Raw genomic sequence first — 22,147 nt, 5'->3', positions numbered from 1 at the left:
CAAAATACAACTAATTGTTTCTCATTAATTTGACAAATATTTTTTTAAAAAACAGTGAATAACAATTGGTTGCGAAAGGTACGGATTTTTTTAAAGCGAACAAATAAGATTTTGTTAAAAAATTTCATTATGTTTGTAGCTGACTAATCCGAAAATAAATTATAGATAAAAAATTTCGGTTATTTTAACTGAAAAACAATATTATCAGGATTTTTCAGAAAAATTAATATTTAATTTTTTGCCAATGAAAATAGGTTTTGATGCCAAAAGAGCTTTTCACAACAATCGCGGATTGGGAAATTACAGCCGCGACTTGATTCGCATTTTGCAGGAGCAAACTGATTGTGAACTTGTTTTGTTCAACCCGAAAGAAAAAAAGGACAAACGCATAAATTTTACTGAAAAAACAAAAGTAATTACGCCAAAATCATTCTTCTGGAAAAAACTAAAAAGCATTTGGAGAATATTGAAAATTAGCTCGTTATCAAAAAAAGAGAATTTAGATATCTATCACGGACTTTCGGGTGAAATTCCCTTGGGCATTTACAAAAACACCCGAACTATTGTTACCATTCACGATTTGATTTTTCTTCGCTATCCGCATTTATATTCGTTTTTTGACAGGAAAATCCATTTTTGGAAATTCCTATATGCGGCACAAAAATCACATCACATTATTGCAATTAGCGAGCAAACCAAAAGAGATATTGTTAAGTTTTTAAATATTCCTGAAGAAAAAATTTCTGTGGTTTATCAAGGTTGCCACAAGGCTTTTAAGCAATTTTATTCGGAAGAAAAAAAGCAAGAAATCCGCCAAAAATACCATCTTCCGGAAAAATTCGTGTTAAACGTAGGAGCCATAGAACCTCGCAAAAATGCTTTGGAAATTGTAAAAGCCATTAAAGATTTGGATATTTCTTTGGTTTTGATAGGTAAAAAAACGAAGTATTTCGAGAAAATCGAAAAATTTTGCGTTGAGAATAAGATGCAAAATCGGGTTTTTGTTTTGAAAAATGTTTCGATGGAAGATTTGGCGATAATTTATCAGTTGGCGACTGTTTTTTGTTATCCTTCTGTTTTTGAGGGATTTGGAATTCCGATTACTGAAGCCTTATTTTCAAAAGTTCCGGTAATTACCTCTTTGGGAAGTTGTTTTCCTGAGGCAGGCGGGGAACATTCCGTTTATATCAACCTAAACAACGCTTCCGAAGAAATAAAACAAGCCATTTTGGATATTACCACAAATGAAGAGAAACGAAAATTGATGACCGAAAAAGGTTTTGAATATGTTCAGAAATTCACAGATGAATCTGTTTTTGAAGAACTTATGAAAGTATATAAAACGAAAATCTGACCCAAATTATTCATATTATGAAAAGGAAAATTTTTACACTTTTAGTTTTCGCATTTAGTTTGAACATTTTTGCTCAAACCAAACCCGAACCGAAATCGTACATTGCTTATCGGATTAATGAAAAAATAGAAATTGACGGAAAAGACAACGAAACATCTTGGAAATCAGCTGAATTTACAGATAATTTTATTGATATTGAAGGAGAAAAAATTCCGCATTTCAAAACTAATGTAAAAATGCTTTACGATGATGATTATTTCTATTTCTTTGCAAAAATGGAAGACCCACACATTTGGGCAACGCTCAAACAACGAGATACAGTCATTTTTCACAACAATGATTTTGAAATTTTCTTAGACCCTGATAATGACTCACATAATTACTATGAATTTGAAATCAATGCTTTGAATACGGTTTGGGATTTATTCCTCACGAAACCTTACCGCGAAACTAACAAAGTGCTTGACGGTTGGGATATAAACGGATTAAAATCAGCTGTGTATATCAACGGGACGCTTAACAACTCCACTGATATTGACAAATTTTGGAGCGTAGAAGTGGCTATTCCGTGGGCTGCAATGCGGGAGGCACATATGCAAAATAATATTCCAACGAAGAAATTTTGGCGAGTGAACTTCTCACGTGTTCATTGGGATTTTGATTTGGCTAACGGAAAATACGACAAAAAACGAGGAACTGACGGAAAGTACTTGCCCGAATATAACTGGGTTTGGTCACCTCAGTGGAAAATTAGTATGCACGAACCCGAATTATGGGGATATGTGTATTTTTCAGACAAAAAAGTAGGTGAAAAGGACTATTTTGAAGTTCCAAAAGATGAAACCATCAAAAGATATTTGTACGATTTGTATCACTTAAGTAAGTCAAATACAAAAACTGCATTAGCTCAAAAAATCAAGAAAGGAACAACCGTTTTCGGAAAGAAAATAACAGCAACATTCAATGATAATCCACATTTTTGGAATATATCCGTTAAAAGTCCTTTTTCAGGAAAAATACTTGTAATTATGCAAGACGGAAAGTTACAAGAGTTTGAAAAATAGAGAATTATCTCTTTGCAGAATAAATAAGCCTACTTGTTATTTTTCAATAAGTAGGCTTATTGCATTTCCGCCAAATCCTACGGCATTTATCAATATCTTTTTGATTTTCTGAGGGATATTTTTTTGATTTTCAATATAAGGAACTCCGTAAAAGGTTTGATTTTGTAGCATTAAAATTGCCATTTCGAGGCTCAAAGCTCCGCTTGCTCCAAAAGTATGCCCTAATTTCCATTTATTATTGGTCAAAATCGGTATTTTTTCTCCAAAAACCTCACGAATTGCATTAATTTCTGCCAAATCTCCTTTAATTGTTCCCGGAGTATGTGTTACAATTACATCAATTTCTTCCAAACTTGTATTTTCCAAAGCCATTTGCATCGATTTTTGCAAACATTCGCCGTTTGCCGAAAGAGAAACGCTATGAGTTAGTTTTTCAGTGGCAAATCCTAATCCTGTGATGAGTGCTAATCGGTTTGATTTTGCATCTTTTTCCAAACAAAACACACCAGCTCCCTCTCCCAAAACCATTGTGTTTTGCTTTTTGGTCACATCCATAGCTCTGCAAGGAAAATCAGAAGTAAGGTTACTATAAATTTTCAAGGCTTGGGCTTGGGCAATCGTGAATGGAGTTAAAGGAGCTTCACTTCCGCCCACTAAAAAACGATTTTCCATTCCGCTTTTAAGCCAAGCAATTCCGTTTGCCACAGCGTGCAAAGCCGTTGAACAAGTAATGGAATGTGACATTTCAAATCCTGTAGCTTTCAAATCCTGCCCTACCCACGTAGCGATATTTCCGAGTGTGGTTGTGGGAGATGCCAACGTCATACATTTTTGATTTTGAGAGAAGTACGAATAATGTTCTTCAAAAAGAGAAGTCGCCCCACGTGATGAACCAATATTTATCCCAAATTGCACATCTTGCCAGCCAGCTTGAGACACAGCCTTGCGTGAAGCACAAATGGCATACAAAACAGATATATCCAGATTCCTATAACTTTCGGTTGTGTTTTTTAAGTTTTCAACCTCCAAACGGCTACTTTCAGAAAGTTTTGCCATTGGAAGTGAATTATTTACAGAAATATGCGTTTTATTATTTTCGTAGGATTGGGTGATTTCTGCCAAAGAATTCCCTAATGCCGAAACTGACCCCATTCCTGTAATAGCGATTTTCATTTTTCATTAAATTAACGGCAAATGTATGAATTTATAAATTTCCCTGTTTATCAAAAGTAAAAAATCATAAGAGAAAGATGAATTGGTTTTATTTGATGGAAACGAATATGAATAAAATATTTTTGATTTTCAAAAATTAAAGTATTATATTTGTGGCAATTATGTATGCTAGATACGCATCAGAATTATAAAAAATATCTACCAAATCCAAAGATTATAACTAAAATATTAATTCTATGAGCAAGTTTGTTTTATTTCTATTAGTATCTATCGCAGGAATCTTTTTCTTTGTAAAAGATTTAATTAATGGTAATTTTTCGTATAGGAATTTGTTTTGGTTAACTATTATTGTATTTTGCACAATTTCTATGTTTTTCTCCTTGCGTAAGAAACATTTTGGGAAAAGAAAAAAAACAAAAAACACATTAATAGCAGAAGAATAGAATAAATTATGATTGGATTTGAACTTATCAAAGGCAATAATACTTTTAGTGCAGTCATTAAAAACGGAGTTTCTTCGATTATTGTGGATAGGATTATACGTGATAATCGCAACTATTTGGAAGTTAATTTCGGAGGATATGATGTAAAAAACAACACATATCCGCGTTGGTATCGGAAAAAATTATATTTAGGTGATAAGTTTTTAGTAAAAGTCAAAGAAATTACCGAAAACTCTCCAGAAATCACTCAAGAAAATGACCAAGAAGACTATTTTGACCATAACCCAAGCATTGGTATTGAATTATCGCTAAAAGGTGAGGTAATTTCCGCAGTTATTTCAAAAGGAAGTATTCATTTGATTACAACCATCATAAATAATGGCACAAAAAATGAAATTGATTTAGATTTTGTTGCAAAAGATTTCATTAGTAATGAGGTTAAGCCAAAAAAATACTGGTACAGAAATACTTTGCAATTAGGTGATGAGTTTTCTATTGAAATAAAAGAAATGGAAAAAATGACATTGCCTCTCGAAACAGAATAAATCAATAAATTACGAGCAATTGTTCATCGAAAAAGCTGAACAATTGCTCGTGAGTCTTCTTCTTTAATAAACCGGTCTATCTTCGGGATATTTTGCCATAAATTCTTCCGCTTTTTCTACCATATTCACCGAACCACAGAAAAACGGTACGCGTTGGTGCAAAGTGGTTGCTTGGATATCCATAATTCGATTATATCCATCAGAGGCTTTTCCTCCGGCTTGTTCCGTTAAAAACGCAATAGGATTACATTCGTAAAGCAAACGTAGCTTTCCTTGTGGCGTACGTGTTCCCGAAGGATAAATATAAATTCCTCCTTTTAGCATATTTCTATGAAAATCAGAAACTAATGAACCAATATAACGTGAGGTATAAGGACGATTTTCTTCCAACTCTTGGCAATACTTAATGTAATCTTTCACACCTTGCGGAAAATGCACGTAATTTCCCTCATTTATGGAATAGATAGAGCCATCTTTTGGAAATTGCATATTTGGATGAGAGAGGTAATAAGTTCCGATGGAAGGGTCTAATGTAAAGCCATTTACACCTCTACCCGTAGTGTAAACCAACATTGTAGAAAGTCCGTAAACGATGTAACCAGCTGCAACCTGTTGATTTCCCGGCTGAAGAAAATCTTCTAACTGTACAGGAGTTCCTTCCGGAGTGATTCTTCGATAGATTGAAAAAATCGTTCCGACAGTTACATTTACATCGGCATTGCTTGAGCCATCAAGAGGGTCAATAAGAACCACATATTTACTCAAATGACTGTTTTCAGAGGCTTCCACAGGAATAAAAAATTCATTCTCCTCCGAAGCAATTCCGCAAACTACTTCACGCTGTGTCAGGGCTTTAATGAAAATTTCATTAGCGAAAACATCTAATTTTTTTTGAACTTCGCCTTGAATGTTTTCCTCGCCCATATCGCCTAAAATGTCTTCCACCAATCCTGCTTTGTTTACTTCACGATTTACCGCTTTGGAAGCCAATCGAATAGAACTCAAAAGCCTTGTAAGTTCCCCAGTGGAATACTTAAAATCTTTCTGATTTTGGATGATAAACTCACCCATTGTTTGATACGTTTTCTTAGCCATTTCTTTAAGTTTTAATTTTCATTGCCTCAAAGTTAGTGAAAAAGGATGATTAAAACAAAAAGAATTGCATAATTTCTGAGCAGAAAAACATTAGTGTCAATACTAACAAAAAAGCATTAGTATTGACACTAAAATAATTTAAAAATATGAATCCTTCTGATTATTTAAGATGTTATATCTCTACTCAGGAGTTCCGTTTGCAGATACCGGCCAACCCGGATTTTGATAAATTTCAGACGATGATGCATTTCCGTTTGCCGAGGTTAGCAAGAAATTTTCATACGCAATTGGCACCAAATAATGTGCCGGCGTCCAAGTAAAACCATCATAATAAACATTATTTGCCTGAACCACCTGATAAGGACGAACATACATACTTAAAGTTGAAGACGACATATTAGGCTGTGAGTCAGGAAGCGTTTTGAATTTGCTTGTTCCATCGGCATTTTTGTAGAAAGGCTCATTGTGCATTTGAGTCCAAAGATTCATTCCTTCTATTTGGTAATTCTGAACCTGATCCAAAGCTCTCCAGCGTTTCAAATCATCGTAACGCATTCCTTCGGCAATAAATTCACAACGACGCTCACGACGAATATTATACAACGTTGGATCAACTAACTTTCCGGCAGAGTATTTAGCCCAGTCATTCTCTTTGCTTAAATCAGTCGCAGAGATTGTTACGTTAGGGTCTTGTGGAAGACCAGCCCTTGTACGAAGTTGCCCCCAGTAATTAAGTGCAGTTCCATCAAGGTTTCCATTTTTCTCGTAAGATGCTTCTATGTAATTTAAATACGCCTCGGATAATCTATAAACGATGCTTCCTGTTTCTGTTAAATTAGTAGTTTCTAAGTAGTTTGAGTTAACATTAAGTCCCTTTGAAATATTGTATCCCGTTACGGATTTTTGCTCTGAAACAATTAAAAAATCAGGATAATTCGCTATGGTTTCAATCGGAGTCAGTGCAATATAATCGCCTGGAGCACGCATAAATAGCTGCAATCGCTCATCTCGATTTTGTTTAGTTTTTGACAAAGTTTCATCTCCTTGATAGCTTGCATCGGCATAAATAGGTAATCCGTTGATTGTCAAAAATGAATCGACAAAACCACGTGTATATCCTGAACCAGCTCCTAACTTTATGTAATTCATTACTCTATGCCCTCCATTTTGGTCTGCATTGTAGCCTCTCCATAAAAGTACATCAGAATAAGAAGCCATATTCACATCTCCGAACATTTTGAAATACGGATTGCTAAATACTTCTTTTCCAGACAATACGTGATTATTAGGTGTTAATGTTGCTCCATCAGCTACCGCTTTTGCAGAATTTATCGCTTCTGTCAGAAAATAATCTATTTCTGAATCGATATTTATGGAAAAACCTGAAAGATAGGAAGCCTTTGCTCCCGGCCAGTCCGGACCTCCCGGAACGCGAGCAGTCCCTTTATGATATTTAAGCCAAGTTCCTTCATAAAGTGCTACTCTTGAACGTAATAACAATGCAACCTCCTTGCTGATTCTGTTTTTATTTTCAACGGGACTTGGCTTGAGCAAGCTTACCGCTTTGTCCAAATCTTCTAAAATAAATCTTGCTACTTCATTACGAGGACGACGACGTGCCGATTCAATGAGCACTTGTTTGTCTTCTGAAAGTACCGTTTTTATAATCGGATAATCTCCAAAATGCCTCAATTTTTTAAAATATTCGTAAGCTCTTAAGAAATAAGCTTCACCCAAATAATGATTTATGTTGGCTGTATTTCCCTTTATTTTTCCTTCGGCTATTTTAGGTTCTACTTGCTCGAGGAAATAGTTAACACTTCTGATTTTTACAAATGAAAATTCATCTTCATTATCATTTTCGTTTCCTTGCCTATCCTTTGCATTGGCTGAGGGAACACGCCATTCTCCTTTTTTCCATCTCTCAGAGGCATTTCCTCCTGCCTGGTTATCAGTTCCATTATCAATAACAAATGTTCCTGCACCCCAACCTGCGTGCGTAGGAAAATTATAGCAAGCTATCGTGTAAGCTGCCAAATCCGATTCTGTTTCAAAAAATTGTTTCGGAGAAACATCCGATAATGGTTCTCTTTCAAGAAAATCATTGCACGAAATCATTCCCGCCAATACCGCTGTAAATATCGTTTTATGTATTAATCTCATAATTTTATTTTTTAAAAAGTTATACTAAGTCCTGTAGAAATTACACGTGAAAGAGGATAAACCTTTCCAGTACCTCCTAACCGAGCTTCAAGAGCCTCAGGGTCAAACATTTTCGCCAATTTTGTAAATGTGAAAGCATTTTCAACCGATACGAAGATACGCAGTTTATCCACACCGATAGTATTCATAATATCCGGAGAAAATGTATATCCCATTTGAATATTTTTTACACGGAGGTAGGAAGCATCTTGCAACCATCTTGTTTGTGTATGAAAGTTTTTAGAACCTCTTGTAAATGATGGTCTTGGGTAATAAGAATCGACATTGGCTCCCAGTGGATGGTTTGTTCCTTCGGGTCGGAAATAATCCAAATGCTCAGGAAATGCGTGTGCCTGTGCTTTGTAATAGCTGTTAGGACCATTTGCCCCTCTGAAGTGAGGTGTGTTAATATAATAGTCTCTTTTGGCTGTTCCTTGTAAGAATAAGCTAAAATCAATATTTTTATATTTGAAATCAAGCATCAGCCCGTAGTTGTAACGAGGAGTACTGTTACCTATGATTCTCAAATCTCCGTGGTCAGTTAGGGTGTTGGCTCCGTTACTAATTTCGTCTTTGTCATCGAGGTTTTCATACATAATGTCCCCTGCTCTCCAATCGCTTCCTAATCGGTTTTGATTGTGGTCTTTCACCCAATTAGCCATTTCTTCATCAGTTTTTGCAATTCCTCGCGTGGTATAACCCCAAATTTCTCCTATGTATTTCCCAGCGTAGTAAGGAGCAGATAAACTTCCTATTTCATTAGGGTATTTGGTTATCTTTTGTCGGCTATCAGTAAGGTTGAAGACAATTCCGTATGAAAAATCTTCTCCTATGCGGTCTCTCCACGAAATTTGAGCATCAAATCCTTTTGATTCCATATCCGTATTGTTGATTTGCGGAGGCTTGATACCCAGAGTAGGCGGAAGTTGCGGAGCGGGTCCCACCATATTGTATGTCGTTCTTTTAAAAAGTTCGAAAGATAAATTAAGTCTGTTTTGAAAAGCTGAAACATCAATACCGGCATTCCAAGAAGCAACTTTTTCCCAAGTCAATGACGTGGATATTAAATCTGGTGCATAAGCAACATTAGGTTTTTGCCCGTTTAAGAACCAACTTCCTGCAGAAGGTCGTAGCTTCATTTTGGAATAGAATGGATACCAATTATCCGTATTTTGATTACCCAATTCTCCGTAAGAAGCTTTTAGTTTAAATTCAGAAACTTTTCTTCCGAATTCACCTAAACTTGCCCAAAAATTTTCTTTGGCAATGTTCCATCCGGCAGAAGCCGAAACAAAGGTATTCCAACGTTGGTCTTTTAGGAATCGGCTTGTACCATCATAACGGATATTTCCCTCAAACAGATATTTTCCTTTATAATCGTAATTTATCCTACCGAAAAGCCCTGCAGTTGCCCAATGCTGGTAATTTCCGCCAACGTTATCATTTTCACTTCCTGTTGCATCAATTGCAAGTACATCTGTGCTGTAAACTCCTTCACGTGATGCTGACAAAAAGCGTGTTTTTTGCAATTCGGACTGAAAGCCTACCATTCCTTTCAAGAAATGACCGTTGATTTCTTTTTGATAAGAAGTATAGACATTCACGTTATAAAAATCCGTCGTTTTTGTTGATTCATAAATTCGAGAAGCTCCGGGATTGTTAAAATATCCTTCTATGAGTGCTGCGGGAATCGGTCTGCCCTCTTTATCATACCTGTAAATTGGCAACCAAGGAATATGGCTATGTTCGTTGTCCAAACTGTAATTTAGCTCCACGTTGGTAACCCAGTCCTTGATAGGAGTAAACACGAAGGCTAATTGCTGTACCATTATGTCATTTCTGTCTTTAGCTCTCCCGTTTTCAAAGTTAGCCAAATCGTTGTTGTAAATATAATGCCCATTAGGGTCGTATTTAGGTAAAGTTGGCCATTTACGACCTATATTGTGAAAAAACAACCCGTCATATCCTATCAAAAATGAAGACCTTTCATAACCTGTTCGGGTAAATCTTCCATTATAATTCAAGCGTAAATACGGAAGAATTTGAGAAGAAAGCTTCGCATTGAAAGTGTATCTGTCAAAAGTATCCGTATTATATCTGAACAATCCTTCTTGATTGAGTAATCCGGCAGATACGTAATAATTTGTTTTTTCTGTTCCTCCGCGAACGCTGAAATTGTGTTCTGTTGCCGGAGCCCACTCACGATATGCCTCTTTGAACCAATCTACATTTGCCCAGCTCTTAGCTCCTTTGTTCCAATCGCCATTTTCATCATTCCAATCGGTTGCTTCTGTGAGTTTACCCTCTTTATAAAGCTTTATTTTTTCAATAATATCCGGCGTAAAAGTGGGTTCGCTGCCTGAATTCAAATCAGCATCATTCCAATAATATGCAAAACTTTCAGAATCTAACATCCTTGGAATATTTGTCGGGTTGCTAAAGCGGAAATTATTACTGTAATTAATAACCACTCGCCCTTCTCTTCCTGATTTGGTTGTAACCAAAACCACTCCAAAAGGAGCTCTTGAACCATAGATGGAAGAAGAAGCAGCGTCTTTCAAGATAGAAATACTTTCAATATCTTGTGGATTAAGTGCATTGAGGTCTCCTTCCATTCCATCAATGAGTATCAGCGGTTTGGCTGTTGAACCTGAACCAATGGTACCTGCTCCCCTGATATTGAAAGCCAGATTGTTATCTAACTCTCCTCCACCTCTGCCAACATTAAAGTTCATCCCGGAAACTGCACCTTGTAATGCTTGCACTGCACTATTTACAGGGCGAGCCTCAAGAACTTTTGCGTCCACTGAGGCTACTGAACCTGTGAGGTTTTCTTTCTTTTGAGAACCAAACCCCACAACTACAACCTCTTTTAGCTGTTGTGTGTCTTCTTTCAAAACAATATTAATTGTTTGATTTTGAATACCTTTGACAGTTCTTTCCTGAGTTATAAAACCAAGAGAAGTAAATTCGAGTACATCGCCTGCTTTGGCTTGAATCTCAAATTTTCCGTCAAAATCAGTACTTACTCCCCGAGTTGTATTTTTTACCACAACTCCCACACCTGACAAAGGTATTTTACTTTCATCCGTTACGGTTCCTCTTACCAATAACGTCTGTGCAACCGAAAAGTGAAAACACCCCAGTAGCAACAACATAAATAATAATGCTTTTTTTGCTTTCATAATGTTTATTTTTGTTAATTATTTATTGTTACAAAGATAATTAGCTTAAATTATATCTCAAAAAAATACAAGTATTTTAACACTAATAATTTTTAAATATTTTAAATAAGAAATATAAAGAAAATACAATTTAAATCAGATTTTAGAATCGATAATGTTACGAAGGATAAATACATTTTTGAAATGTATTTTGGTAGAAAAAATCCTAATTCGTTGGACTTTACAATTATGAAAAACACCACAAATATAGAATTTTGTGAAAAAACAAAAAAAGCTGGCAAATTGCCAGCTTTTTATTCTTATGATTTGAAACTTATCCTAAAATTCGTTTCCACCAAGGTTTCTTCTGATACTTCTCTTGAAAGTAACCATAACCATAACTATCGTTAGCCTTAGCAGTTGTATCATTCAATAGCACACACATATTAGGAAGTTTGTTTTCCTTATGCAATTTTTGTGCTTTTTGTAGCATTTCCTTAGTTGTTTGATTTTCTCTTACCACATAAACGAACGCATCTGCATTTTTAGCCGTTAGTAAAGTGTCCGCAACCAAATTCACAGGAGCTGTATCAACGATTATATAATCAAATTTTGTTTTTAAGTAATCGAACATCTCTGTAACTTTCGGATTCATAAGTAATTCCGCAGGATTCGGTGGAACTACTTTTGCAGGAATCACGTATAGCTCTTTGAAATCCGGAACCTTAACTATAACCGAATTAATATCTATATCACCAGATGCCAAATAATTAGTAAGTCCTTGAGAAGGTAATTTCAAATACTGACCTATCTTAGGATTACGGATATCCATCTCAATAAGTAAGGTTTTTTTACCAGAAAGAGCAAACGTTCCAGCAAGGTTCATTGCCATAAAGGTTTTTCCTTCTTTTGGCAAACTTGACGTTACAAATATTGATTTGCTTCTGTTTTCTGCAATATTACCAAGGACAAAATCCATATTGGTTCTTATGATACGAAGTGCCTCAGCAAATTCAGAATTACTGTTGGCTTTGATAATTTTCTCATCTGATTTGGTACGAGGAACATCACCCAAGTAAGGGGCAGATAAGTACTTTTCTATATCAGACTTGCTCTTAATCTTATTGTCAAATAAAGTGCTAAGATATATAATAATAAAAGGAATGGCTAAACCAAGAACCAGTGCGGCCAAATAAATTATCTTCTTCTTCGGAGATACCGGAATGTTTGAAGAGAAAGCCCCATCAATCACTTTAGCATTCGGAGCCAAAGCTACTGTTGAAATTTCAGCCTCTTCTCTTTTCTCTAATAAATACAGATACAAAGCATCTTTTACCCCTTGTTGTCTTGTAATTTCCCTAAACTCTCTTTCCAAAGTAGGTACAGAACTAACCCTTCCGCTCAATACTCTTTGTTGTCTGCTGATATCAGACTTTTGAATATTCAGGTTAGATTTCAACAAAACAAGGTTCTCCTTAATTGCCTTTTTCAACGATTTTATTTGCTCGTCCATTTGTTTTATCCTGAAGTTCTCCGGACCCGCATTAACCGCTGATTCATTACGAGATAATACCAATTTGTTGTGTTCATTAATCGCTGCTGACAATGCAGGATCCGCAGTAAGAGCATCTAACATTGGGAAAGTTTTTCCTGTAGTCTCTGTATCAATAAATCCTTTTATTACGTTGTCAATAAGCTCTACTCGAGTATTTATATCTATGTATCTTTTCTCAAATTCACTCGTGTTTTGAGTGTACAAATTCGCTTCAGAAACGATGTCTGTAACTTGATTATCTTTTTTGAACTTCTCAGTAGTTTTCTCTACGGCATCTATTTCTTTAGTCAAGATATCAAGACGTTGTGTTAAGAAATCGGATGTGTTTTCAGAAATAAAACGTCTGTCAGCAATTGCATCTGAATTATAAATATCAACAAGAGTATTCAAATAATCTTTTGCCTTTTCTTTGTTAGAATTTGTTGATGAGAGTTCCAAAACACTCGTATTTTTTCCCATCAGATTCACATTCAATGCCCTTCTGTACGCTTGAGCTGCACCCTCCAAGCCTTCAACCTTCACAGATAGTCCATAATCGGGCTTGCTAAAATGCTTCTCAGATTTGTTTACTACAAACTGCCCTATTTCATTTTTAACTGGCTCCCCGTAGTTATATTTTCCTAACAACTTTCCATCATTGTAAATATTATAAGCAATATCATTTAATCCCTTAATTTCTAAGTCTAAAGGAGTTTCTTTCTCAAATGCTTCTGATAGCTTATCTATTGTAATATTTACCGGAGATTCGTTATACAAATCTGGTTTCGTCTTTCCTAAAGGAAAATAAGAAATGTTCAAATTTAGTTTTTTGACTGCTTTTTCCGATAGAGTTCTGGAACGCAATACTTCTACCTCATTTTCAACATTGTCTTTCACTCCAATATCTAAATCGGAGAGAATCGAAAATTCATTGACTGTTCCACCCTTGTTATCATCCTTAAGCATAATGATAGTTGATGCCTTATAAAGTGGGGTGGCATATCTCAAATATAAGAAAGCAGCAAGCAAAGCCAAAAAACCTCCTGCTACAAACCACTTCCACCGAGAAACGTAGGGAGCGATTTGCTCCATAAGATTAAAATTACCTGACGTTTCTTCTGAGCTTAATTTTACTCTATTATCCATAAAAATTATCTACTTATATTCACTATTAAAGCTACCACAGCTACAAGCACTGAAATAGACGAAATTATTGTAGTTGTATTAGGTCCCACAACTGAAGAATTAACTCTCGTTTTATTAGGTTCTACGTAAACAATATCATTTTGGTTTAGGTAGTAATATTCAGAATTCATAAAATCCGTGGAAGTGATGTCTACCGTTTTATAAACTCGTTGATTATCTTGCTCTCGTATAATCAAGATATTTTTTCTTTTACCATAAATCGTTAAATCTCCGGCAAGACTTAGAGCTTGAAGAAGTGTAATCCTTTCTGATTCTATAGTGTAAGTACCAGGTCGGTTAACTTCACCCTCTATCGTTACCTTAAAGTTGAGAATTCTCAAGTTAATTGTTGCATCCGTTATATAAGGCTTTATGGCATTTGTAAGCAAATCTACAGCCTCTTGTCTTGTAAGCCCTCCTAACTTTATTTTCCCGATAGTTGGATAATGAATGTATCCATCCTTATCTATCAAATAAGTCTGTAACATTGACTGTGACACCCTTGCCCCCATAGAAGGCTGAAGTGTTACCAACCCTCTGTTGAATTCACTCAATAATTCATCACTTTTGGAGTTTACGATAATGCTCAATAAATCATCTGGTTGAAGTCTTGAAACATACGATTTTAAAGTTTCAACTTTGTTATTCTTAGCATTAGTAAAATAAGCTACCTTATCCCTTGACGCACAAGAAAACAATAACAAACTTGCACAAAATAAGATTAATACTCTCTTCATTATTTAGTTTTTATTAAATTTACAATAACAGACTTTTCCAACCTAAATTGATACTATAATTTTATCAAGTAATTATACTTAGGTCAGAATAACCAACGCCAAAAGTATAATATTGACTCCAATTTTCCAAGTTTAAAGCAATTCCTAACAAATTTTTAACACACAAGGTAAAAAAACCATTTTACAAGGCTTTCCTAACTCGCTCAGCGATATCCTTGAACTCATCATCAGTGAGTTTTACTTTCTCATTGAAAGTCATTTCTCCCATTCTACTAATCGGGATGAGATGTACGTGAACGTGAGGCACTTCCAAACCTACAACAGCCATTCCTACTCTGTTGCAAGGGATAGTTTTTTCTAATGCTTTTGCCACCTTTTTAGAAAAAGACATCAATTTCAGATATAAATCATCATCCAAATCGAAGATTTTGTCTATTTCCTTTTTAGGAACACAAAGCGTGTGACCTTTAGCGTTTGGACTAATATCCAAAAAAGCTATAAAATCATCGTTTTCCGTGATTTTATAACAAGGAATTTCTCCGTTTATGATTTTTGTAAAAATTGTTGCCATAAGCTTTCTATCTGGTAATTTCCAAGATTTCCATTTTCAAAATCCCATTCGGAACTTTAATTTCTGCTATTTCCCCGACTTCTTTCCCTAACAATCCCTTACCGATAGGAGAACTTACGGAGATTTTCCCTGACTTTAAATCAGCCTCGCTTTCAGCAACCAAAGTGTACGTCATTTGCATATTGTTGCTCAAATTTTTTATCTTAACTGTGGAAAGCACCAACACTTTTGATGTGTCAAGCTGTGACTCATCAATCAATCTGGCGTTTGCCAAAAGCGTTTCCAATTTGGCTATTTTCATTTCCAAAAGCCCTTGAGCCTCTTTGGCTGCATCATATTCTGCATTTTCAGATAAATCTCCTTTATCTCTTGCTTCAGCGATAGCTTGCGAAGCCTTAGGACGTTCAACATCTTTCAGTTGATTCAGTTCTTCTCTCAACTTTTTTAAACCATCAGCGGTGTAATACGATACGTTACTCATAATTTCTTTATTTTTAAAAAAACGAAAAATCCTCAAGTGGTTTGAGGATTCGCGGGCAAAGATACGAAAAATAAGTTGAAAGCAAAATACAAAAGTCCAATTTTTAGATTCTGCATCGTAAATCGGCAATAAATTGAAAATAAATATTTTAAAATATGTAATCCGATTTGCAAGAAATACGAAAATCTGTTTGTAATTATCTATTTGTTTTACAAAAAAAGAACTCGTTACAGAACTTCTGAAAAATCAAGAATAAGTTCTGTAACGAATTCAAATCAAACCATTGAAAGTTCAATTATAAATACTTCTTCAACTGGTCAAATAACTCCTGTTTATCGCTGGGTCGTTTGGCTGTTTTCTCTTTAATTTTGCCATCTTTCCCAACAATGATATAATGAGGAATTGCTTTCACGAACTGACTTAACTCTTTCTGCAATGTTGCGTTAGCTCTGATGTGTATTCCTTCCAGTTTTAAGTTTTTAATCATCGTTTTCCATTGACTGTCAGCACTATCTTGGTCAATAGAAAGATAAATAGGAACTACTCCCATTTCCTCCAAAGTATGATGATTTTCTTTGGAATATTGCAGTTCTTTACGGCAAGGCACGCACCAAGTTGCCCAGAAATCAATGTACAACACTTTTCCTTGATATTTTGCAAAAAGTTCATCTAAAGTATTGATGTTTTCATAATTTTCTACAAAATTTACAGCAAAACCTTTATCATCATTGTGATATTCAACAACTTTGTTTATATACGGAACCAGCAAATCGGTTAGCTTGCTATTTGGAAATTGCGTTTTAAACTCCTCAAAATTCGCAATCCAATCTTTTTCAAACTTTCCTTGCATTACTCCTTCGTACATTGTGTTTGCCCAAGCATATTCAACCAAATTTTGAGGTAAATTGGCTCTGAAAAAGTCAATTTCTCGGATAAAATAAGGTTTGTCAGAGGATACAAATTGTAATTTTCCCGTATTTTTGATGTCTTGAAGCATTTTGTAACGAGAAAGAAAGGCTGTTTGCCCGTCGTAAGCCGAAAAATCAGGATTCTCGAACGCTTTTTTATATGTTTCTTCCCAAGGATTCAAATAAATGTCGGCAAATTCTTTATTTTTCTCAGGAGTTTGCTCATAAAAAAGTCGGAAAGTAAAGAAAAAATCAGCCGATTTCAGGTCAGCAACTTTCAATTCCAGCAAGTTTTTTAACTTTTCATAAGCCACATCCGAAAGTTGTAATTCACCACGAGCCTTATCCAAAACTTCTTTTCTGCTCTGCAACAATTCGGAATAATACTTGTTTTTGCTATCTAAATCGGTGTGTTTTTCCACATCTACGGTACTGCGAACATCATCAAGTAATCCTAAGTCATTGAATAGCTGGAACATTTTCTCATTTTTGGAATCGTACGTAACTCTCTCCCCCTGAAAGTCCACAACATACTGTTCTTGATTATCAGCAAATAAGTAAGCAGGCGTAAGATGGTTGTATAATAAAATCATTCCTGTTGTTCCCGTTGGAATTTCAGTAGAATAACTTCCATCAGGTTGAATACTGATTTCTTGGCTATTAGCTACAAAATATTTTCCTTCCACAGGCAAGTTAACCAATACTTTGCTATTTGCACTTCCGGAAACTTTCCCTGAAAGCAAATTGCTTTTCTTCTCTGGTGTGCCACAGCCAATTGCCATAGCCAAAGCCAAAAATACGCTTATTTTTTTCATCATAAAATTAATTATTTTTCCCAAGATGGATTAAATTTCAGTACTTGTGCTGGAATGGGCAATACCAATTTTCCGGAATTTGGTTCAGCTTTATATGTTTCTCCTTGAAATTCTTTTACAAGAGTTATGGCAAAATCAGGCTCCAAATTCATCCGTTTTATGTCTAATAACCGAAGATGTGACATAAATGTTTCTCTTCTTCGCTCTTCCAAACAGAATTTAATTAACTCTTTATCTGTATTAAAATCAGCCTCTTGCAAAGGCGTGTGCTCTTTAAGGCGTTTGGCTCGTAGGGTGTTCAAATCGGTAATTGCCAAATCTTTTTTACCTAAACGTGCATAACACTCGGCACGCGTTACGTACATTTCACCTATGGAAGCTCCAGCGTTGGGTCTGATTTTATACGTTACCTTAAACTCTCCATAGCCAGTATAGTAGCGGTAGAAACTGTAATAACGAGAGTCGTTGGTGGTGTTTAAAACCGATTTAAGGTCATCACTCAATCCCCCTTGATACCCTGCTGTTCCTCCGAAATATCGTAAGGAATATTGCCCGAGACGATACTCATCGCCTATCGTTTCTCGGGTAGAATTCACGTAATTTTGCAAAGTTCCGTTGAAATTAATGGCTTTGTTGGCGTATTCTAACGATTTTTCATAATCTCCTTTATAAAGATATACCCTTGATAACAGCGAATAGGCAGACCCCATATTAGGGCGTACAATCGCTTTTGATTTAGTGGGCAAGTTTTTTAAGGCTTTTTCCAAATCGGCAATGATAAAGTCGTACACCTCAGCCACGGTTGCTCTGGGAAAAGTCGTTTGCGTAGCATCGGCAACAGTAACAATGGGGACAGCCAAATCCGAACTTGCCGAAGCAGAATAGGCTTTGGCAAAGATATTTACCAAGTAAAAATAATCCAACGCCCTGTTGTAATACGCCTCCGCTTGTATTTGCGGTTTGTCCGTTTCGGAGTATCTCAAAGAAGAAGCTGCTTGCATCACCTCATTGATGATTTTGTTACAGGTATAGATGTTACTATACGGATTGTTCCAAGCACTCACGGACTGCGTTGGGTTATAAAACCGAAATTCTCCCCAAGAAAACAGTTGAAAACTTTGGCTATCAGGATTTTTTGTGTCTATTTGTACCGAAGAACCATCGTTATACATTTTGTAATCGTCTGCTGTGAGAGCCAAAACTTCTTCGTTGGAAATGGTGTGTATGCCGTTGAGCAATAAATCGTAATCCTCTATGGTATTGGGTATTACGTGTCCTTTGGGTTCAATATCCAAATACTTATCGCAAGAAGCCATCGCTCCTACCAATATGGTTAAAAAGAATATTTTTTTCATCTTGATTCAAATTTAAAAGATTAGATTGATTCCCATTGTATAACTTTTAGGCAATCGTGCCGTTCTAAATCCTAAACCTTGTGTTTCAGGGTCAATTCCTTCGTTGTTTTTAGTCCACATCCAAAGGTTTGCGGCTCTAACGTTAAAGGTCAATTCTTGAATTTTGAGTCCTCCAAGAAGGCTTGTGGGGACTGTGTAGCTCAGCACCACATCTCGCAAACGGATAAAATCAGCAGGAAGCACGTTTTTAGTCGAGCCTTTGATTATGCCACTGTAAAGTGCCGAGCTGAATCTCGGTATGTCTGTAACTGCTTCATCGCCTGGTTTTTGCCAAGTTCTTTCGGCATCCTTATTCATAAGCGTAATGGTATAAGCGGTGGTTGATCCATTATAACTATCTTTCATCATAATATGTCCCCCTTGATAAACGAACAAGAAAGAAAGACCAATGCCTTTGTAAGAAAAGTTATTGTTTACAGAAGCTACGTATTTGGGTACAACCGTTCCGACAGGTTTTAAATCGTCATAATTAAACAATCCCGGAGGATCATAACTGTAATCCACTTTTACGATATTGCCATCTGCTTTGCGGATTTGTCCCTCTCCCGTATCACTAACACCTTCATAATCAAATACATACAATGAATTTGGTTCGCTTCCCTTTATATTGAGAACTTGCCCGGCAAAGCGATATGCTTTACCCTGACTGGTGTCAAAACTCGCCTCGGTAATTTTTGATTTATTGTATCTGAAAAACAACTGTGTTTCCCATAGGGTGTTGGGTGTACGAATGTTTCGTGAAGTCAGCATCACCTCGTAACCGTTATTGATGAGAGAGGCATCGTTCCGATACACTAAATTAGAACCAAACGTAGGGTCAGAATCCACTTTTGCCAAGGCATCTATGGTTCTTTTATAGTAATAATCCAAAACCAATTCCAAACGGTTGTCAAAGAAAGATAAGTCAGTTCCGAAATTTGTGGTTTCAGACCTTTCCCATCGCAAATTATTGACTTTCAGATTCTGAATACCCAACGTAAGAATATTCCCTGCACGATAATCAAAAATCTTTCTGGCTATGTCAAAAGGACCGTATTTATTGGCGATATTTCCGTTAATTCCATAAGAAAGACGCACGTCTGCCCTAATGTTTTTATTTTTAAAAAAGTCTTCTTCTCCTAAACGCCAACGTCCTGCCAATGACCAAAACGGCTTATAACGATATCTTGGGTCAGTTCCGAAGAGGTTGGATTGATCCATACGAATGCTTCCCGATAGTACGTATTTGTTTGTGTACATATATGTAAAGTTTGCATATCCAGCAACATACCTGTTTTGGCTGTATCCAAAACCTTCGGAGAAATTAATACCACCAGAGATAGAGCCGTTGGGGTGATATACGCTATTGATGTCATTGCGTAACCTATCGTAATCAGTAGGGAGGTATAGGTTTGATTTAGGGTCATATCCCAAACGGTCAATCTGTGTTGATTCTGATTTAGTTTCTTGCATTTCTGCTCCTGCAAATAGGTGTATGTTATGTTCTCCGAATGTTTTTTGGTACTCCAATTGCGTACGGAACAAATAGTTTATGGATTCGCCTCTTGACTCCTTAATTCGGTCTCCGTAAGGGACATTCAAAGATCGTGTGTCTCCCGAATAGTACAAGGGAGTTGTATTATTTATCAGGCTCTTCATAAACCACGAATCTGTGGCAGCTATTCGGGTTGTTTTAAAAGCTCCTTTTCTGATCTGTCCCCCTATTTTGGCTGTCAGGTCAGGGGTAATGTCTATATTTAAAAGTCCTTGAACGTGAGCACTCCAATTAGTTTCGTTCAAACTGTACTTCCCAAAATCATTTGCCGGATAGTACGTTTCGTCCAAAAGCCCTGCAGCCACTAATCTTTGAATTTCATAAGGGTCTTTCCCTCCAAAAAGCCCTCCCGAATTAGTTCCGCTACCGTCTGCGGGTCTGAACACCGACAAAGGATTCCCGTTTTCATCAAAGAGACGGTCGTATGAAGCCACTCTAAAAATATCATCACTTGATGATAAGCCAATATTTTCATAATCAATAAGTTTATAAGAATCATCATTCGACGTTAAACTGGTTTGGAAATCCAAATTCACTTTGGGACTGAATTTCAAATTCGAAACAAAATCAAAGATAATCCGCTGTGTTGCATTATTCTTTACATCTTTTAAACTATTGGTGTAGTTTAATGAGCTCCGAAACTTGAATGACTCCGAACCTCCCGAAACAGAAATGTTTTGCTGGTTGGTAATCGGGTTTTGCAAATACAATCGTTCAATATCTTTGGTATTGTCATACAAACGCAATTGAGCCAACTGACTATCAAAGTCTTGCTCGGTTATGTATCCGTATTTTTTAAGTCCGTAGAGATGATACACCCGATTCGTATTCCCTACATAGTAACTCATATACGGGTCATTGGTTTCTAAAAGATGTCGGTAGTTTATTATATTATTATCATTTTCTTTGGCATATTGATGCTCAATATCCACCAATTTCGACGAGGACACCCGATTCAGCATATAGTTTACATCCATTTTGTCCTGAAAGGTAAGGTTGCTGGTATAACGCACTTGTGTTTTTCCGGCTCTTCCTTTTCGGGTGGTAATTACAATTACCCCGTTGGACGATTTCGCTCCGTAGATAGAAGCCGAAGCTGCGTCTTTCAGTAGGGTAATACTCTCTACCTCATAGGGGTTGATGTCTTCCAATCTTCCTCCGTATTGAAATCCGTCCAAAACAATAAGCGGACGCGTATCGCCCGAAAGTGTAGAAATACCACGAATAGAAAACTCCTTAGAACCTGTTGGGTTGTTTGGGTTTGTTGATAAAACCAAAGCCGCCGATAGCCCTTCTATTCCCGAAATGACATCTGCTGTTCCTCTTCTTTCAAAACTCTTGGTATCAATCTTTGTATAAGCAGTTGCTACTTTGGTAGGGTCAACAGTTTGATACCCCGTAACTACCACTTCCTCCATTTCCATCAGGTCTTCTTCCATTACAACCGAAATGAATGAGCCTTTCTTGGTTATTTTTACCTCTTGCGTTTTATAACCAATTGCCGAAAACACAAGCACATCTCCCACATTGGTCGTCAAACCAAAAGTCCCCTCAAAGCCGGTAGAAACCCCTTTTTTAGTTCCTTTGACAACAACATTTACACCAATGATAGGCATACCCTGATGGTCTTTCACCACTCCTTCCACATTTTTTTGAGCCCAACCAAAAGCGGTAAGCAAAAAGAAAAGTAATACAAGTCCTTTTTTCATACGAAGCCAGTTTTTATGTTAAAAAAATAATTATAATTCACTTTTTTATGAAAATGGATATTTATTCAATAAATTTTCATTAATCAAAAGCAATAAATTTTGAATACAAAAGGCAAATGTAACACAAAAATAACAGAAAAAACAAATAATTAACCCTTTTTATTAAAAATATTTTTAAAACCAATTCCTTTTGAAATAAACTAACCTAAATTAGCTTT

The 22,147-nt window shown here is 36.1% G+C and carries 14 protein-coding genes; 3 read left to right on the top strand and 11 right to left on the bottom strand.

All coding sequences use genetic code 11. The features are described from left to right. The first annotated feature begins 244 nt into the window (after nucleotides 1–244). Nucleotides 245–1,354, top strand: coding sequence for a glycosyltransferase family 4 protein (locus CGC58_RS06675; protein ID WP_095896017.1), 1,110 nt, complete (start codon nucleotides 245–247; stop codon nucleotides 1,352–1,354). Nucleotides 1,355–1,371: 17 nt separating this feature from the next. Next, on the top strand, nucleotides 1,372–2,418 hold the full coding sequence (locus CGC58_RS06670; RefSeq protein ID WP_095896016.1) for a carbohydrate-binding family 9-like protein: 1,047 nt from the start codon (nucleotides 1,372–1,374) through the stop codon (nucleotides 2,416–2,418). Nucleotides 2,419–2,454: 36 nt separating this feature from the next. Here the strand turns inward: CGC58_RS06670 and CGC58_RS06665 are convergent, their stop codons facing one another. Continuing rightward, nucleotides 2,455–3,591 carry a beta-ketoacyl synthase N-terminal-like domain-containing protein gene (locus CGC58_RS06665; RefSeq protein WP_095896015.1) on the bottom strand — a complete coding sequence of 379 codons (1,137 nt, stop codon included), beginning with the start codon at nucleotides 3,589–3,591 and terminating at the stop codon, nucleotides 2,455–2,457. 451 nt (nucleotides 3,592–4,042) lie between these two features. Here CGC58_RS06665 and CGC58_RS06660 point away from each other — a divergent pair, with 451 nt between their 5' ends. Continuing rightward, complete coding sequence (locus CGC58_RS06660; protein ID WP_095896014.1) at nucleotides 4,043–4,579, top strand: hypothetical protein; 537 nt, start codon at nucleotides 4,043–4,045, stop codon at nucleotides 4,577–4,579. Between the two features lie 63 nt (nucleotides 4,580–4,642). Here the strand turns inward: CGC58_RS06660 and fbp are convergent, their stop codons facing one another. From fbp to CGC58_RS06610, 10 genes are all read right to left on the bottom strand, one after another. Further along, nucleotides 4,643–5,674 carry a class 1 fructose-bisphosphatase gene (gene fbp / locus CGC58_RS06655; RefSeq protein WP_095896013.1) on the bottom strand — a complete coding sequence of 344 codons (1,032 nt, stop codon included), beginning with the start codon at nucleotides 5,672–5,674 and terminating at the stop codon, nucleotides 4,643–4,645. A 180-nt stretch (nucleotides 5,675–5,854) separates the two neighbouring features. After that, nucleotides 5,855–7,837: a RagB/SusD family nutrient uptake outer membrane protein gene (locus CGC58_RS06650; RefSeq protein WP_095896012.1), complete on the bottom strand. Its 1,983-nt coding sequence runs from the start codon at nucleotides 7,835–7,837 to the stop codon at nucleotides 5,855–5,857. 11 nt (nucleotides 7,838–7,848) lie between these two features. After that, nucleotides 7,849–11,061: a SusC/RagA family TonB-linked outer membrane protein gene (locus tag CGC58_RS06645; RefSeq protein ID WP_095896011.1), complete on the bottom strand. Its 3,213-nt coding sequence runs from the start codon at nucleotides 11,059–11,061 to the stop codon at nucleotides 7,849–7,851. Nucleotides 11,062–11,374: 313 nt separating this feature from the next. Further along, nucleotides 11,375–13,720 (bottom strand): GumC family protein, encoded by a 2,346-nt coding sequence (locus tag CGC58_RS06640; RefSeq protein WP_095896010.1) that lies wholly within the window; start codon nucleotides 13,718–13,720, stop codon nucleotides 11,375–11,377. A gap of 5 nt (nucleotides 13,721–13,725) precedes the next feature. Beyond that, nucleotides 13,726–14,496: a polysaccharide biosynthesis/export family protein gene (locus CGC58_RS06635; protein WP_095896009.1), complete on the bottom strand. Its 771-nt coding sequence runs from the start codon at nucleotides 14,494–14,496 to the stop codon at nucleotides 13,726–13,728. Nucleotides 14,497–14,677: 181 nt separating this feature from the next. Beyond that, nucleotides 14,678–15,067, bottom strand: coding sequence for an HIT family protein (locus tag CGC58_RS06630; protein WP_095896008.1), 390 nt, complete (start codon nucleotides 15,065–15,067; stop codon nucleotides 14,678–14,680). A 7-nt stretch (nucleotides 15,068–15,074) separates the two neighbouring features. Continuing rightward, the gene (gene greA, locus CGC58_RS06625) at nucleotides 15,075–15,548 is read right to left on the bottom strand and encodes a transcription elongation factor GreA (protein ID WP_095897145.1); all 474 of its coding nucleotides are present in this window, start codon (nucleotides 15,546–15,548) and stop codon (nucleotides 15,075–15,077) included. A gap of 295 nt (nucleotides 15,549–15,843) precedes the next feature. Next, nucleotides 15,844–17,274, bottom strand: a complete 1,431-nt coding sequence (locus CGC58_RS06620; RefSeq protein ID WP_157909223.1) for a TlpA family protein disulfide reductase — start codon at nucleotides 17,272–17,274, stop codon at nucleotides 15,844–15,846. A gap of 8 nt (nucleotides 17,275–17,282) precedes the next feature. After that, on the bottom strand, nucleotides 17,283–18,626 hold the full coding sequence (locus CGC58_RS06615) for a RagB/SusD family nutrient uptake outer membrane protein (RefSeq protein ID WP_095896006.1): 1,344 nt from the start codon (nucleotides 18,624–18,626) through the stop codon (nucleotides 17,283–17,285). A 12-nt stretch (nucleotides 18,627–18,638) separates the two neighbouring features. After that, nucleotides 18,639–21,929, bottom strand: coding sequence for a SusC/RagA family TonB-linked outer membrane protein (locus CGC58_RS06610; protein ID WP_095896005.1), 3,291 nt, complete (start codon nucleotides 21,927–21,929; stop codon nucleotides 18,639–18,641). Nucleotides 21,930–22,147: the final 218 nt, after the last annotated feature.

This window comes from Capnocytophaga stomatis, assembly GCF_002302635.1.
Classification (GTDB): domain Bacteria; phylum Bacteroidota; class Bacteroidia; order Flavobacteriales; family Flavobacteriaceae; genus Capnocytophaga; species Capnocytophaga stomatis.
This window is presented reverse-complemented; position numbering and strand designations above follow the sequence as displayed.